13 protein-coding genes, 1 tRNA gene, 2 rRNA genes and 1 pseudogene (1 of these 17 running past the window's edge) are annotated in these 15,323 nt (G+C 34.5%); 13 read left to right on the plus strand and 4 right to left on the minus strand.

Features of this window, described 5'->3' with window-relative positions; all coding sequences use genetic code 11:
- Window positions 1–9 precede the first annotated feature (9 nt).
- The 10 genes and pseudogenes from EGX96_RS06470 (at window position 10) to EGX96_RS06530 (ending at window position 9,018) form a co-directional block, all read left to right on the plus strand.
- Window positions 10–945 (plus strand): dsDNA nuclease domain-containing protein, encoded by a 936-nt coding sequence (locus tag EGX96_RS06470; protein WP_001030085.1) that lies wholly within the window; start codon window positions 10–12, stop codon window positions 943–945.
- A complete protein-coding gene (locus tag EGX96_RS06475; RefSeq protein ID WP_123957827.1) occupies window positions 938–2,599 on the plus strand; it encodes an endonuclease in 1,662 nt (553 codons plus the stop codon). The genes EGX96_RS06470 and EGX96_RS06475 overlap by 8 nt, the downstream gene beginning before the upstream one ends.
- A 775-nt stretch (window positions 2,600–3,374) precedes the next feature.
- Entirely contained in the window at window positions 3,375–3,665 is a 291-nt protein-coding gene (locus EGX96_RS06480) for a WXG100 family type VII secretion target (protein ID WP_000078283.1), read from the plus strand.
- A 101-nt stretch (window positions 3,666–3,766) separates the two neighbouring features.
- Window positions 3,767–4,173 (plus strand): annotated as a pseudogene (locus EGX96_RS06485) (hypothetical protein).
- On the plus strand, window positions 4,173–4,733 hold the full coding sequence (locus tag EGX96_RS06490; RefSeq protein ID WP_001865562.1) for a hypothetical protein: 561 nt from the start codon (window positions 4,173–4,175) through the stop codon (window positions 4,731–4,733). The pseudogene EGX96_RS06485 and the gene EGX96_RS06490 overlap by 1 nt, the downstream one beginning before the upstream one ends.
- Window positions 4,706–5,386 carry a hypothetical protein gene (locus EGX96_RS06495; RefSeq protein WP_001865565.1) on the plus strand — a complete coding sequence of 227 codons (681 nt, stop codon included), beginning with the start codon at window positions 4,706–4,708 and terminating at the stop codon, window positions 5,384–5,386. The genes EGX96_RS06490 and EGX96_RS06495 overlap by 28 nt, the downstream gene beginning before the upstream one ends.
- Window positions 5,371–5,757, plus strand: coding sequence for a hypothetical protein (locus EGX96_RS06500; protein WP_000259069.1), 387 nt, complete (start codon window positions 5,371–5,373; stop codon window positions 5,755–5,757). The genes EGX96_RS06495 and EGX96_RS06500 overlap by 16 nt, the downstream gene beginning before the upstream one ends.
- Window positions 5,758–5,790: 33 nt before the next feature.
- Window positions 5,791–6,072 (plus strand): hypothetical protein, encoded by a 282-nt coding sequence (locus tag EGX96_RS06505; protein WP_000052406.1) that lies wholly within the window; start codon window positions 5,791–5,793, stop codon window positions 6,070–6,072.
- An 831-nt stretch (window positions 6,073–6,903) separates the two neighbouring features.
- Complete coding sequence (locus EGX96_RS06525) at window positions 6,904–7,764, plus strand: helix-turn-helix domain-containing protein (RefSeq protein WP_000477654.1); 861 nt, start codon at window positions 6,904–6,906, stop codon at window positions 7,762–7,764.
- A 72-nt stretch (window positions 7,765–7,836) separates the two neighbouring features.
- Window positions 7,837–9,018, plus strand: a complete 1,182-nt coding sequence (locus EGX96_RS06530; protein WP_001024508.1) for an MFS transporter — start codon at window positions 7,837–7,839, stop codon at window positions 9,016–9,018.
- 61 nt (window positions 9,019–9,079) lie between these two features.
- Here the strand turns inward: EGX96_RS06530 and EGX96_RS06535 are convergent, their stop codons facing one another.
- From EGX96_RS06535 to EGX96_RS06550, 4 genes are read right to left on the minus strand one after another with little or no spacing between them, the layout of a single operon-like run.
- Window positions 9,080–9,730, minus strand: a complete 651-nt coding sequence (locus EGX96_RS06535) for an ABC transporter permease (RefSeq protein WP_000812157.1) — start codon at window positions 9,728–9,730, stop codon at window positions 9,080–9,082.
- A complete protein-coding gene (locus EGX96_RS06540) occupies window positions 9,731–10,657 on the minus strand; it encodes an osmoprotectant ABC transporter substrate-binding protein (RefSeq protein WP_000914798.1) in 927 nt (308 codons plus the stop codon).
- Between the two features lie 2 nt (window positions 10,658–10,659).
- A complete protein-coding gene (locus tag EGX96_RS06545) occupies window positions 10,660–11,295 on the minus strand; it encodes an ABC transporter permease (protein ID WP_000247051.1) in 636 nt (211 codons plus the stop codon).
- A complete protein-coding gene (locus EGX96_RS06550; protein WP_000529592.1) occupies window positions 11,295–12,440 on the minus strand; it encodes a betaine/proline/choline family ABC transporter ATP-binding protein in 1,146 nt (381 codons plus the stop codon). Before EGX96_RS06550 ends, EGX96_RS06545 begins: the two co-directional genes overlap by 1 nt.
- A gap of 421 nt (window positions 12,441–12,861) precedes the next feature.
- Between EGX96_RS06550 and EGX96_RS06555 the strand changes: the two genes are divergently transcribed.
- The 3 genes from EGX96_RS06555 to EGX96_RS06565 form a co-directional block, all read left to right on the plus strand.
- Window positions 12,862–14,410 (plus strand): 16S ribosomal RNA (locus EGX96_RS06555).
- A 54-nt stretch (window positions 14,411–14,464) separates the two neighbouring features.
- Window positions 14,465–14,537, plus strand: a tRNA-Ala gene (locus tag EGX96_RS06560).
- A 154-nt stretch (window positions 14,538–14,691) separates the two neighbouring features.
- Window positions 14,692–15,323: ribosomal RNA gene (locus EGX96_RS06565) — 23S ribosomal RNA — on the plus strand (it continues 2,268 nt past the right edge of the window).
- Together the 16S and 23S rRNA genes with 1 tRNA gene alongside form the textbook arrangement of a ribosomal RNA operon.

Genomic DNA, 15,323 nt, shown 5'->3' on the forward strand with positions numbered 1-15,323 from the left:
AGAAATTTTATGGCAAAAGATAATGGTGGGGCAATTGCACAAAAGGGATTCAATTATCAAAATTGTGTTGTGTCCTTAGTTGCAATTAGAAATTACAAAAAACCTAATTTTTCAATATATGTAGAGGCAGACGAAGATTTTGAAGTTATGTACGATGATGATTATCATGCCTATATTCAGGTTAAAGGACAAAAAGGCATGAGTATTAAAAAATTATTGAGTACCACTAATAATAAACCGTCAATCTTTGAAAAAAATCTATCGTCTGGTACAGATGACTCTAAGTATAAGATTGTGGTGTATAATTTTAATGAAAAAGACTTGAAGGAAATGCAGGAGCAAATAGATACAGAGGAACTTTTCTATAGCTCATGGCTATTATCTGATAGTCAGAAAAATAAAGTTAGCAATCCTAAAACAAAAAACTTTTCGTTAGTGAAAACTGATTTTGATAACAATATCAGCGCTGCTAGGACATTTTTAAAAGGGGAACTAGCGAATCAGAAAATTTCTATTGATAATAGAGATGATGTAATCCTTGATGAATTATTACAGCAAATTATCCAAAAATCAGAAAAAGAAATACACTCAGATGCTGATAAAGAACTTAAAAAGATTACATCAGAAGAATTAAATCTAATTTTACAAAAAATAACTGCAAAAGCAAGGTTTGATAAAGAGTTAAAAAAATTTGGATTTACATCTATAAAAAACGAAAAGATTAAACGAGAAGAAAAAAAGATTATCTTAGAATATATGACTGCTAAAAAAGCTGTTATTAGTTTTTTTAAAAGCGATGAAGACAGATTAGAAAACGAAGAAATGACTATTTTGATACCCAAATCGTTTGATTTATCTGAAATGCATACATTATCGGAGAATAGTAAGTATGCTATTGGGATATCAGCGTACTGCGATATTTTGGAGGGGATTGCTAATGAATAAACTAGTAATAAAAAGTCTTTTGATAGTAGACTATGAAAACAAAAAAGCTAATAAATTTAGATTTTCTGATTCAGCAAATCTAATAGTCAGTAGTACAAACGGCGAGGGAAAGTCTAGTCTAGTTAAATCAATTTATTATGCTTTGGGAGCCAATCTTAAGTCTTTCCCAAAAGGTTGGAACAATAGCGATTATATCTTTCAGCTGGAAGTCTCTATTGATGATAAGGATTTTTTGATAAAAAGACACAATAAAGTTATTTCAATTTCAGACAATGGAAGAGTTCAGGTGTTTGAAAATTTCAAAGAATATTCTTCATGGTTTCAAAAAAAGTTGGGCATGAATCTGGAGTTGGTTAGTAAAAATAGCGACACCCCTAGTTTAGCATCTGTTGAGGCTCTTCTGAGCCCAATGTATATTGACCAAGATAAATCATGGGACGGGAAATTATTTAAAGACTCATTTGAAGGTTTAGGACGATATAAACCAAGTGACTTTCCAAAAAATGTTATTGATTATTATTTAAACATTTCTGATAGTAAGATTCTTGACAAAGAAAGTGAAAAGAATGAGTATTCAAAACAGTTGGATTTAGTCAATGGAAAAATTACTCAAATTCAATCTGTATATGAAACATATCGTTCTCAAAAGAATGTTACAGAAACAGTCCCTAAAAATTTTGAAGAACTGAAAAAAGAATTGAACTTTTATATTCGGGAAACAGATAAGTTTTCAAAAGAGATTACTGAAAAAATAGGTGAACTATCCAAAGAAAGAATAAAACTTGATATCTTACAACAAGATTTAGAGGAACTCAAGAAATTATCAAGTAAGACTAAGAAAAGATTTTCTAATATTAAACACGAATGCGTTTATTGTCATTCGATTTTAACAAGGGAACAATCCTTAACGCGATTGGAGTTAGCAGATAATGAACTTGCTACCAACGTTAGAATGGATGAAATTTCCCAACAAATTGACAAATCTGAAAGAAAAGTTCAGGAAAAAGAAGGGGCAATCGAACGACTGGAAGAACAATTTTATCAGTATCATGAACGTTTAGCAGAGTTAAAACAACTATCTAATATTGAAGAATATGTAAATCAAAATGTTTTATCGGAACTGAAAAAGTTAGAAATTCAAGAAAATCTAGAAAAAACAAAACTTGATTCAAATATTAGTGAACTCAAAAAAGAAGTCATCAAACTAAAAAAAGAACTTAACCAGAGGGCTAAAGAAATTGAAGGAGAGTATGAAGAACTTAAAAATGAGCTCTCTGTTCAAATCGGTTCTGCAGGAATTACTGATAAAAAATTTCGTAATTTTGATAAATTAAAGGGAAGTGGAACAAATTTAAATAAGGATTTATTGACATTTTTCCTTGTTTATATGAACTTAATAGATAGTAAATCTAACATCAGTCTGCCTTTTGCTATTGATTCATTTGTAAAAAATGAGACTGATGAAAAGGTTTTGGAAAAGATGTTTTCTGCGATAAATACAAAATTTTTAAATTTAAAAAGTCAAACATTCTTTTCAGTTATCAAAGATAATTTGAAGTATATTGATTCAAGAGTTAGTCAAGTAAATATAGAAAGTCCACTGTTGAAAAGTGAATACTATGACAGACTTTCTAAAGAAATTATAAAGTCATAATAATAAAAGAATTACTTTATTTAAATCAAATTAGTTGAAATTTTATAGAATATCTTGTATCAAAGATTTATTGTAAATCTTTGGTACATATTTAGATTGATTAAATCAGAGCTTATAAAAGTTTCTCAATTTTTCTCCCAAAAAATTAAAAAATAAGCTACTTTTTAAGTAGTCTAGATTGCCCAAATGCTTTAAAATCAATAAAGTAATTTTAACTAAAGTATTAAAATCTCGGCCGCCGGTACCGGTATAGTTCAAGGCCTTCAAACATTGATTTGAAGACCTTTTTCCTTGTTTTGAGCAATTTTATATTTTTTCATTTAATTGAGATAAAAAAGGCTCCTTGTCTAATAAGATAACCTCTAGCTCAGTATTCTATTTTTTTGGAAGTGTTGAGAAATTTACCTTATTTAAAAGAAATTATTTGAAATTATATAACATAAAGTGAAAAGTACATAGTGACAAAAGTGCGGTAATAAAGACTTTTAGTATTTAAAGAGATGTAGGTGCCACCAACCAGGTCTTAAGAAAGCTCGTAAAGCTTCACAATTCTCAAAATGTTAATCAGTACGATTATATCAACGTTTCAAAGCACTTTGCAAGTCTTGCAAGGTGTTTTTTAAAACCTTTTGATAACCCTTTCTGTTTTGAAAGTAAGGTAAATGTAATATAAATCGCTGTTTGTATTTTTAATAGATTAACCTATTATGAGTTTTATCTGTGTAAGGAACATCTAAATATGCTATACTGCAGTTAAAAAAATAGGGAGCAAATGATGTCACAAATTAAACTAACACCTGAAGAACTCCGTATTTCAGCACAAAAATATACAACAGGATCACAATCAATTACAGATGTGTTAACAGTTTTGACTCAAGAACAAGCTGTTATTGATGAAAATTGGGATGGTACAGCATTTGATAGCTTTGAAGCCCAATTCAATGAATTATCTCCAAAAATCACACAATTTGCACAATTATTAGAAGATATAAATCAACAATTATTGAAAGTTGCGGATGTTGTCGAACAAACAGACTCAGATATTGCCTCACAAATTAATAAATAATTGGCTTATTCAAATTCATAAGTTTAACTTAGGAAGGCATAAGCTCTCCTAAGTTGATATATTATAGCTAGATGATGTAATTGTTTCATAAAGGAGTAAAAATGAAAAAGAGTACCCAAATAATACTACTAATAGTTGCATTATTCATACTTGTTTTTAGCGGAGGATTTTATATGAAAGAACAACAAAGAAAAGAAGAACTAAAACGGAATCGAGAATATGAAGTTAGTCTAGTCAAAGCATTGAAAAATTCCTATGAGAATATAGAAGAAATAAAAATCACACATCCTGTTTCAACTGAAATTCCTGGAGATTGGCATTGTACTGTAAAGATTTCATTTAATGATAAAAAATCTATTGTTTATAATATTACACATAATTTGGAATCGAAAAAAAATTATAGCGGAAAATTTAATGAAAAAAATATGAATTTTTTTGATTCAAGAATTGGTAAAACAAAAAAACTATAAAAATTATTTTTTCAGATGGTCAGGAGAAGATACAATAATGGTATTTACATATACCGAGAAAGAACTTCGTGAATTCAATATTGGAGATAATGTATATTCAGTTAACCCCGATTATGCAGAAAAAAATCATTCAACTGTCATAACGGATTTACCCCAGAAAGATAACGAAACAAATATTATTACAACAGAAGATAGAAAAAAATTTAAGGTATTAAAAACTTCTCCTGACGATATGTCTGGCTATCAGGGTATGGCAGTTGCACCAATTATCAAGGGTAAAGTAGATTATAACAGTGTTGCAGTTATATCCGCCGCAACGGATTCAAGTAATTATAAAGATTTAATTGGCGCAGTTTCATCTGCTCAACCACATCAAAGTTCGACTCAGTTAAAATCAGCTGATAAATTTTTAAAAGACGTACAGTCACATGACAAATGGACTGTGACTCAGCTTTCAGGCTATTCTCAATCTGCATATATGTTAAAATTAGGTGCTCAATATCATATCCCGACTACAGTATTTAATGGATGGTTTAGGTATAGCACTTTAAATGAAGATGAAAAAAATTCATGGCTAAGCATCCTGAATATTTTGTGAATTTTCGACATAAAGAGGATAATGTAACTTGGTGGAACGATTTTAATAAACTAGATGATAAAGATTATGGTACCGTGAAATGGGTAAATGGTAAAAGTCATAAAATAGAGAGTTGGAAATTTACTGATGATGGTAAGTTAAAAGATGAAAAAGGTAACATCGTAAATCCTAAGTCACCAGCTGTTCAGTCTGTTCTTTATGAAGAAGTTCATTTTCAAAAAGCTAAAGCTAAATTAAAAAAATCTGGAGGCAAACTTAGTCATAGTGAAAAAGTATATTTAGATTCTGAACAGGCTATATTTATTGCTAACGGTTTAACCACGGCATCTCAAACAGCTTCTGATGATATCAAGAAGAATGCTGAATTAGTTAAAGAAAAAGCATCAGAACTATTTGCAAAAACTAAAGTGATGCCTCCTGGTATAACAGATTTAAGTCCGGAAGAATTAGCTGATACATATAGTGAGGGCGGAGTTAGAGAGGACACCATAGTAACACCAATTGAAACTTTCTTTGATGAAAAAGTTACTAATGCACAAGAGATTACAACTTCATATATTAATCTTCAAAAACAAATTGAATCTGGTGTCCAAAAATTGCTAGAAGAGGACTCCAAATTAGCAGGAGAATTTAAGGAATGGTCACAGTACTAGATCAAAATGAAAACAAAATTAATAGTCTAAAAATAAACCTAGGGAAATTGGAAGATAATTATCATCGCGAAAATATGGAGATAGAAGATAAATTATATAGCCTTGAGGATAAAAAGAACGAGTTAGAGACTTATTTACAAGAAGTCTATGAAGAGACAAGTCACCTTTTGAGACAAAATGATTCAGATGGTTCGACTTTTATGAGTTTAAATCGAATAATTGAAAGTTATCAAATGGAATTAATTGATGAATATGAAAACTATAAACAGACTATCATTGTCCAAGAGGAAAATAGTCGGACACAGTTTCTAAAAGACCGAGTAAAATTAGAAAATGACATTTCTAGTTTAGAAGGAAGAAAATACTACTAATTCAGATGGACTATAAAGTGAAAGAGGCAATAAATGAGTTTAATAGGCGCTGTATTGAAAGGAACCAAAGAAGACAAAGAATTCAAAAAGCAAATTCAAAGAGCTTTAGTAAGGATTGTCTATGCCCCTGAAATAGTAGAAGAAGCTGATTCTATTAAGATGACTTATAGTGACAAGATTGATAATGTTTCTGAGACGGCCAAATCATCAATTAAAACGATAGCAAATCAAATAGATTCAGGACTTGTAGGACAATTTGGGGAAAAAGTAAAGGCACAGGTAGATTTAAATAAAGGTAGTTATGATGATTTATAATCGAGTGAAAATGTTGAGGAAGCTTACTATCCTGATAGTTATTATAGATATGAAAATAATCAAGTTGGATTAGAAGACATAACATTTTACATGAAGGATAACAAAGTTTATTATTTACATTTTGGTAAAGCAATAGATAAAAATGAAGCTAAAAATGATAAGTATCTCAATCAAATTATAAATAATTAATTTCTTTATTTTATAAGCCCCGAAAACAAATTTTTTGATAACCCCTCCGCGAACATATTGTAATACATAGTGCACTTTTGGGATATAAATTGTTGATTTTTAGCTAGTTTATACCATATAACACCATATATTACAGTTGTCAGAGAAAACCAGGTTTAAAAAAAGCCCGTAAAGCATCACAATCCTCAAAACGTTAATATATACCTATATATCAGCGATTGGAAGCACTTCATGGTTCACACCATGGGGTGTTTTTTGTGTAATATTCAAAAATTGTCCTAAAGTCATTTTTAAAACTTCTAAATACTTGAGAAACCATTGTAAATTTAAATAACTACTTTAAATAGCACAAAGGCAATGACAAAGTTAGATGAGATGATTCTATTTTAATTTATAATTGAAAAAAAGAGTATATGATGGAGGAATTTTGTATGGTAAGTACTCAATATATGAAAGTAACCTTACGAGAAAAATTCCCAGATAAATTAACATATGTTGATTTAGAAGAACTTGTGATATGATATTACAAATAAAAGAAAATGACTATATATCAGCTCATATATTGGTTAAAGTTGGTAAATATAAATTATTGAAATTACCTCATAAGTTTACCAATGAGATTACGGTTAGAAAGGAATACTAATGTTTAAATATGTCCCTATTTTTAGGGAATTTCGACTTAATCGACAGTTTTCTCTTAAACAGGTTGCTTCAAATGAACTTTCTGTTTCTCAGTTATCACGATTTGAGAGGGGTGAATCAGATTTATCATTAACAAAATTTTTAGGGGCTTTAGAGGCAATTGATTTATCAATTAGCGAATTTATGGATAGAGTAAATAAATATCAAAAATCTGATCAGATATCTTTAATGTCTCAGATGGCTCAATATCATTATCAAAGAGACGTAGCTGGGTTAGAAAAGATGATTTCTGTGGAAGAAGGTAAACTAAAAAAGGATAGTTCAGATATACGTTGTCGTTTAAACATAGTTCTTTTTAGAGGAATGATATGTGAATGTGACTCCTCAAGAAAAATGTCGGAAGAAGACCTTTGCTTTTTGTCGGATTACCTCTTTCAAAAGGATAGTTGGGAAATTAGTGACTATATTTTGATTGGAAATCTTTACCGGTATTACAACACAAGGCATATTTGCCAACTTGTTAAAGAGGTTATCAATCAAAAGGAATATTATCGAGATATTTATACAAACCGCAATGTTGTCGAAGCAACCCTCCTAAATGTGGTAGAGACACTAATAGAACGGCGCGCTCTAGAAGAAGCAACGTTTTTTCTAGAGAAAGTTGAAGCACTTTTAAATAATGAGCGGAATGCTTATCACCGTATTATTTTACTCTATGAAAAAGGATTTCTTGCCTATGCTAAAGGGGATAGTCGAGGAATACAAAGCATGAAGCAAGCTATTTTTTGCTTCCAAGCAATTGGTTCTAAACATCATGTTGAAAATTTTCAGGAACACTTTAATAGGGTAACAAGATTATAAAAAATCCCATTTATGGGATTTTTTAATATTTCTCCTTTTGGTTTGCTATAATGTCGAACTAAGGAGGGAATTATGAATATTAATGGTATAAAATTACTATCTAGTCGAGCAGTCAGTAAACTTGGTGATGTGTTTTATGATTATGGAAATAGTACTTGGATTGCTTCGATGGGTGGTCTAGGACAAAAGATTTTAGGTATTTATCAGATAGTAGAGTTGTTGGTTTCTATTGTCCTCAACCCTTTTGGAGGCGCCTTAGCTGATCGCTTTCAACGAAGAAAAATTTTACTAATAACAGATGCTATCTGTGCTATCATGTGTTTCTTACTTTCTTTTATTGGAGATGATAAAGTAATGGTGTATGGTCTAATAGTTGCTAATGCTATCTTAGCGGTTTCCAATGCTTTTTCTTCTCCGGCTTATAAATCTTATATTCCTGAAATAGTAGATAAAGCTGATATCATTACCTATAATGCTAATCTGGAAACCATTGTGCAAATTATTAGTGTAAGTTCCCCTGTTTTAGGTTTCCTTATTTTTAATAATTTTGGTATTAGGATTACTTTAATTGTTGATGCGATTACTTTTTTGATCTCTTTCCTGTTTCTTTATGCTATTAAAGTGGAAAGGGTACAGCTTTCAAAACAAGAAAAGGTAGCGATAAAAAATATTTTAGCTGATATTGCAGATGGATTTACTTACATCAAAAAAGAAAAAGAAATTATGTTTTTTCTAATTATTGCTGCTTTATTAAACACTTTCCTAGCAATGTTCAATTATCTTTTACCTTTTACTAACTCCCTATTAAAAACTTCAGGTGCTTATGCAACAATACTTAGTATATCAGCTATCGGATCAATTATTGGAGCGCTTATTGCTAGAAAAATTAAATCTAGTATTAATTCTATGCTATCTATGCTAGTATTCAGTAGTTTGGGAGTCATAGTTATGGGATTCCCATCTCTATTTGAATTACCGATATGGATACCTTACAGTGGTAGTTTTCTTTTTAATAGTCTTCTGACAATGTTTAATATTCATTTTTTCAGTCAGGTACAAATCAGGGTCGATGAAGCGTATATGGGGCGTGTGATGTCGACTATATTTACTATTGCTATTATGTTTATGCCTATAGGAACACTATTTATGACTATCTTTTCATTTGCCTTATCAAATGTTAGCTTTATTGTTATAGGATGTGCCATTGCTATATTGGGAGGATTAGGATTTAGCTATAGTAAAAAACAATTTTAGAACTTAAGAAATTATTCTGAAACATCAAAAAAACTTGTCTCTACTGACAAGTTTTTAATAGTTATTTTCTTGGTTCAAGCATGCGTTGGATACCGCCTAGGATTAAATCAGAGAAAATTGCCATAAGGGCTGTTGGAAGAGATCCTGCTAAGATAATAGCACCACCATTTGTTGCATTAGTTCCTCTTATGATGATATCTCCAAGTCCGCCTCCCCCGACGAAAGCACCAATGGCTGTAATACCAATTGCTACAACAAGGGCATTTCTAAGTCCAGCCATGATAACGGAAATAGATAGTGGTAACTCAACCATAAATAAACGTTGACGCTTAGTCATGCCCATTCCTTTAGCAGCATCTAGTAAGTCGGAGTCAACATTTCTAATACCAGTGTAAGTATTTGTGATGATTGGCAGAAGAGAATAAAGAAAGACAGTTGCAACTACTGTTTTAATACCTAGCCCTAGACCTAACATAATGATAGAGATCATAGCTAAAGAAGGAATGGTTTGGATGACATTTGCGATTCCCATAACAAAGGTTTTAATTTTACCACGTCTAGCGATGAAGATACCTAGAGGGATACCAACAATTGCAGCTAAAATAACGCCGTAAACTGAAATTAAAAAGTGGTGGATAAATTGTTCTAAGATATAACTACCATTATGTTGGAAGTAGTAGATAAATTGTTGGAAAGTATTCATTTGTTTCATTTATTTATCTCCTCTAAAATAATGGTTTTTTTCTAAAAATTGTTTGGCAACAACTGAAGGTTCTAAAAGTTTATCATCTACCATATAATTAAGGTTTTGCATCGTTTTTAAATTGATTTTACCATCGAGTCGATGGAGTAATTTTTTTAGTTTAGGATCTTTTTTGATGATAGAATTGTTGACAACCATAGAGGCTTCATAAGGAGGAAAGAATTTTTTATCATCCCTTAAAATTTCTAAATCATAGCTCGAAATACGACCGTCAGTGGAGTAGCCTAATACAGATTGCATTTTGTTACTTTCAACCGCATCATAGACTAAGCCAATTTGCATAGGGTAAATATGTGAAAATTCAAAACCGTATGTTTTAGCGAAATCAGTGTATCCATCTCCCTCGCGATTCATCCATGAACTATCAACCCCTGCCTTCATAGTTGTTGATAATTTTTTAAGATCAGAGATCTTAGTGATTTTATTCTGTCTGGCAAACTCTTTAGTAACCATGAATGCATAAGTATCAGAAAAACCATAAGTAGGATACCAAGTTTGATTGTAGCGTTTTTGGAATTCAGTTTTTACAATCTTAGAAGCTTCTTTAGGGTCTTTAACAGCTTTTAAACCAAGAGTCCCTGTGATGTCTGTTCCTGTATAACGTGTGGCAGCAATGTCAGCATCACCACGGAGCAAAGCTTGGTGAGTAACCGTAGAGGAACCAAGATTGCTTATTAAAGTTGTGTTGTATCCTAATTCGTGATGAATTAATTCGGTGATAATATTTGCCATAATACTAGACTCTGTAGAACTTTGGGCAGCAACCTTAATTGTGGTATGACCAGACTTTTTAGTATCGGTTAATTGACAACCAGAAATCGTTAAGAGGGCTAAGCAAAGTGTAAATATCTGTAAAAAGTGCGATTTTTTAAGCATATCTAAGCCTCCCTTCTTGTTGTTCTGGGCGTTAGAGCTGTTTCCAGTAATCCTAAAAGATAATCTATAATAAGTGACAGGATAATAACAGGAATTGTGCCCCCTAGAATTAATTTGGACTGAAAAAGATTTAACCCGCTAAAAATGAGATCACCAAGTCCACCTGCACCTATATAAGAAGCCAATGTAGCCCAAGCAATAACATAAATAGTAGACAAGCGAATACCAGCCATAATAATTGGAGTAGCTAAAGGTAACTCAACTTGAAATATAGATTGAATAGGTTTCATTCCCATCCCTTTAGCACAATCTTTAAGTGTTGGATTGACATTATTCATACCTATATAAGTATTCCTTAGTATAGGAAGCAAGGAATAAATAAATAAAGCAACGATAGCTGGGATTTTTCCAATTCCAAACAATGGAATCATTAAAGCTAATAAGGCTAAACTTGGTATAGTTTGTAACATGCTAGCTATAGCAATGATAATTTTGGCTACTTTGGGAAAACGTGTTAAGACCACACCCAATGGAACAGCAATTGCAATCCCAAGTGCTATAGCAAAGAATGAGATATAGACTTGTTCCCATGTTTTTACTAATATTTGCATGCCATACTGTGATAAGAAATTGACCATTATTGATCCTCCGTTTCAGTATCGCCCCAAATAATATCGTATAACATATCAACTAGGGATGCACGAGTAACAATGCCCTTTAAGTTATTCTCATGGTCAACAACTGGAGCGTATTTTAAACCAAGTTTTAAAATACGCTCAGCAGTATTTCTAAGTAAGTCGTCTTCCATAACATAAAAATCAGTATGTTTTAAGATATCAGAAACAAGTCGATCTTTCTTATATTTACTGCTTAGAGATTCTAAGTCAATAAAACCAATTAATTTACCGTTATCGGTTACTAGAAGTGAGTCAACGCGTTTTTGGCGCATTAGTGTAATAGCTTCAGTTAGTGTTTTTTCAGCAGTTATTGAAACAGGATTATTTAACATTATCTGTTTAACAGGAGTAATATCAGCCTGCGCATGAAGGAGACGCTCTTCTCCAATCATTTGTTCAACGAAACTAGTAGCAGGATGATGTAAGAGATCATTGGGTGTCCCTTCTTGGACCATTTTACCATTGTCCATAACAATAATTTTTGTTGCTAACTTGAGGGCTTCATCCATATCATGAGTAACTAAGATGATAGTTTTCCCCATTTCTTCCTGAAGAGACTTGACTAAGTCTTGAATACCTTCTCTAGTAATAGGATCCAGAGCTCCAAAAGGCTCATCCATTAAAATAATATCTTGGTCTGCTGCAAGAGCGCGAATGACACCGATACGTTGTTGCTGACCGCCAGACAACTCACTAGGGTAGCGATCCAAATATTCTTCGGGTAATTCAACTAATTTAATAAGTTCCCTTGCTTTAGCTCTTTTAGCTTCTTCTGACCATTTCAATAATTTTGGTACAAGAACTATATTTTCGTAAATGGTCATATGAGGCATTAAACCAATGTTTTGGATAACATATCCAATTCTGCGTCTTAATTCAATGGGGTTAATAGTAGAAATATCTTTTCCCTTAAATAATAGAGTACCATTTGTTGGTTTTAACATATGGTTAACCATACGCATTAATGTTGTTTTACCTGATCCACTCGTACCGATGAAACAAACAAAATCACCAGGGTAAATTTTAAGGTTAATGTCTTCAACCGCAACATTTTCCCCATACACTTTATTGATATTTTGATATTCGATGATAGGTTCTTGGCCCATATTATTCTCCTCTACAAACTATATTATAGTAATAATATCAAAACTTTGGCAACATGTCTGAAATTTGTTTTAAAATTTAATGATTTTAAAAAGAATCGTTAAGCTTGAGTCTGATCTACATTTTCAGAAAATGTAGAAAAAGTATGAAAAAAGAGTTGACAAAGTAAGAGATGATGTAGTAAACTAAATAAGTTGTCTCGAGAGAGCAGCTTCTAGTAACGCGTAGTTAACAACTTAAAAAAAAGTAGTTGACAAAGCAGAATAAGTTTGCTAGAATATAGAAGTTGTCTCAAGAGAGGCAAAGACCTTTGAAAACTGAACAAGACGAACGAATGTGCAGGGTGGATTTACATTGTAAATCCGTCAATGACAAAAAAACAATAAATCTGTCAGCGAGACAGAAAAGAGCAAAGCTCAAACTTTTAATGAGAGTTTGATCCTGGCTCAGGACGAACGCTGGCGGCGTGCCTAATACATGCAAGTAGAACGCTGAGGTTTGGTGTTTACACTAGACTGATGAGTTGCGAACGGGTGAGTAACGCGTAGGTAACCTGCCTCATAGCGGGGGATAACTATTGGAAACGATAGCTAATACCGCATAAGAGTAATTAACACATGTTAGTTATTTAAAAGGAGCAATTGCTTCACTGTGAGATGGACCTGCGTTGTATTAGCTAGTTGGTGAGGTAAAGGCTCACCAAGGCGACGATACATAGCCGACCTGAGAGGGTGATCGGCCACACTGGGACTGAGACACGGCCCAGACTCCTACGGGAGGCAGCAGTAGGGAATCTTCGGCAATGGACGGAAGTCTGACCGAGCAACGCCGCGTGAGTGAAGAAGGTTTTCGGATCGTAAAGCTCTGTTGTTAGAGAAGAACGTTGGTAGGAGTGGAAAATCTACCAAGTGACGGTAACTAACCAGAAAGGGACGGCTAACTACGTGCCAGCAGCCGCGGTAATACGTAGGTCCCGAGCGTTGTCCGGATTTATTGGGCGTAAAGCGAGCGCAGGCGGTTCTTTAAGTCTGAAGTTAAAGGCAGTGGCTTAACCATTGTACGCTTTGGAAACTGGAGGACTTGAGTGCAGAAGGGGAGAGTGGAATTCCATGTGTAGCGGTGAAATGCGTAGATATATGGAGGAACACCGGTGGCGAAAGCGGCTCTCTGGTCTGTAACTGACGCTGAGGCTCGAAAGCGTGGGGAGCAAACAGGATTAGATACCCTGGTAGTCCACGCCGTAAACGATGAGTGCTAGGTGTTAGGCCCTTTCCGGGGCTTAGTGCCGCAGCTAACGCATTAAGCACTCCGCCTGGGGAGTACGACCGCAAGGTTGAAACTCAAAGGAATTGACGGGGGCCCGCACAAGCGGTGGAGCATGTGGTTTAATTCGAAGCAACGCGAAGAACCTTACCAGGTCTTGACATCCTTCTGACCGGCCTAGAGATAGGCTTTCTCTTCGGAGCAGAAGTGACAGGTGGTGCATGGTTGTCGTCAGCTCGTGTCGTGAGATGTTGGGTTAAGTCCCGCAACGAGCGCAACCCCTATTGTTAGTTGCCATCATTAAGTTGGGCACTCTAGCGAGACTGCCGGTAATAAACCGGAGGAAGGTGGGGATGACGTCAAATCATCATGCCCCTTATGACCTGGGCTACACACGTGCTACAATGGTTGGTACAACGAGTCGCAAGCCGGTGACGGCAAGCTAATCTCTTAAAGCCAATCTCAGTTCGGATTGTAGGCTGCAACTCGCCTACATGAAGTCGGAATCGCTAGTAATCGCGGATCAGCACGCCGCGGTGAATACGTTCCCGGGCCTTGTACACACCGCCCGTCACACCACGAGAGTTTGTAACACCCGAAGTCGGTGAGGTAACCTTTTAGGAGCCAGCCGCCTAAGGTGGGATAGATGATTGGGGTGAAGTCGTAACAAGGTAGCCGTATCGGAAGGTGCGGCTGGATCACCTCCTTTCTAAGGATAAGGAAACCTGCCATTTGCGTCTTGTTTAGTTTTGAGAGGTCTTGTGGGGCCTTAGCTCAGCTGGGAGAGCGCCTGCTTTGCACGCAGGAGGTCAGCGGTTCGATCCCGCTAGGCTCCATTGAATCGAAAGGTTCAAATTGTTCATTGAAAATTGAATATCTATATCAAATTCCACGATCTAGAAATAGATTGTAGAAAGTAACAAGAAAATAAACCGAAAACGCTGTGAATATTTAATGAGTTTTCTAGTTTTAAAGAAACTAGGTTAATAAGGTTAAGTTAATAAGGGCGCACGGTGGATGCCTTGGCACTAGAAGCCGAAGAAGGACGTGACTAACGACGAAATGCTTTGGGGAGCTGTAAGTAAGCGCTGATCCAGAGATGTCCGAATGGGGAACCCACTAGTTAATGACTAGTATCCATATCTGTTAAGGATATGAGAAGGAAGACGCAGTGAACTGAAACATCTAAGTAGCTGCAGGAAGAGAAAGCAAAAGCGATTGCCTTAGTAGCGGCGAGCGAAACGGCAGGAGGGCAAACCGAAGTGTTTACACTTCGGGGTTGTAGGACTGCGATATAGGATTAATCATTATAGAAGAATTACCTGGGAAGGTAAGCCAAAGAGAGTAACAGCCTCGTATTTAAAATGATAGATTAACCTTAGCAGTATCCTGAGTACGGCGAGACACGCGAAATCTCGTCGGAATCTGGGAGGACCATCTCCCAACCCTAAATACTCTCTAGTGACCGATAGTGAACCAGTACCGTGAGGGAAAGGTGAAAAGCACCCCGGGAGGGGAGTGAAATAGAACCTGAAACCGTGTGCCTACAACAAGTTCGAGCCCGTTAATGGGTGAGAGCGTGCCTTTTGTAGAATGAACCGGCGAGTTACGATATGATGCGA

Origin of the sequence: Streptococcus sp. FDAARGOS_520 (assembly GCF_003812685.1) — a bacterium.
Classification (GTDB): Bacteria; Bacillota; Bacilli; order Lactobacillales; family Streptococcaceae; genus Streptococcus; species Streptococcus agalactiae.

Excerpts from the sequence above, each read along its gene's own strand:
- EGX96_RS06470 (WP_001030085.1), top strand. The coding sequence starts at position 10 with ATGGCAAAAGATAATGGTGGGGCAATTGCACAAAAGGGATTCAATTAT.
- EGX96_RS06475 (WP_123957827.1), top strand. The coding sequence starts at position 938 with ATGAATAAACTAGTAATAAAAAGTCTTTTGATAGTAGACTATGAAAAC.
- EGX96_RS06480 (WP_000078283.1), top strand. The coding sequence starts at position 3,375 with ATGTCACAAATTAAACTAACACCTGAAGAACTCCGTATTTCAGCACAA.
- EGX96_RS06490 (WP_001865562.1), top strand. The coding sequence starts at position 4,173 with ATGGTATTTACATATACCGAGAAAGAACTTCGTGAATTCAATATTGGA.
- EGX96_RS06495 (WP_001865565.1), top strand. The coding sequence starts at position 4,706 with ATGGCTAAGCATCCTGAATATTTTGTGAATTTTCGACATAAAGAGGAT.
- EGX96_RS06500 (WP_000259069.1), top strand. The coding sequence starts at position 5,371 with ATGGTCACAGTACTAGATCAAAATGAAAACAAAATTAATAGTCTAAAA.
- EGX96_RS06505 (WP_000052406.1), top strand. The coding sequence starts at position 5,791 with ATGAGTTTAATAGGCGCTGTATTGAAAGGAACCAAAGAAGACAAAGAA.
- EGX96_RS06525 (WP_000477654.1), top strand. The coding sequence starts at position 6,904 with ATGTTTAAATATGTCCCTATTTTTAGGGAATTTCGACTTAATCGACAG.
- EGX96_RS06530 (WP_001024508.1), top strand. The coding sequence starts at position 7,837 with ATGAATATTAATGGTATAAAATTACTATCTAGTCGAGCAGTCAGTAAA.
- EGX96_RS06535 (WP_000812157.1), bottom strand. The coding sequence starts at position 9,730 with ATGAAACAAATGAATACTTTCCAACAATTTATCTACTACTTCCAACAT.
- EGX96_RS06540 (WP_000914798.1), bottom strand. The coding sequence starts at position 10,657 with ATGCTTAAAAAATCGCACTTTTTACAGATATTTACACTTTGCTTAGCC.
- EGX96_RS06545 (WP_000247051.1), bottom strand. The coding sequence starts at position 11,295 with ATGGTCAATTTCTTATCACAGTATGGCATGCAAATATTAGTAAAAACA.
- EGX96_RS06550 (WP_000529592.1), bottom strand. The coding sequence starts at position 12,440 with ATGGGCCAAGAACCTATCATCGAATATCAAAATATCAATAAAGTGTAT.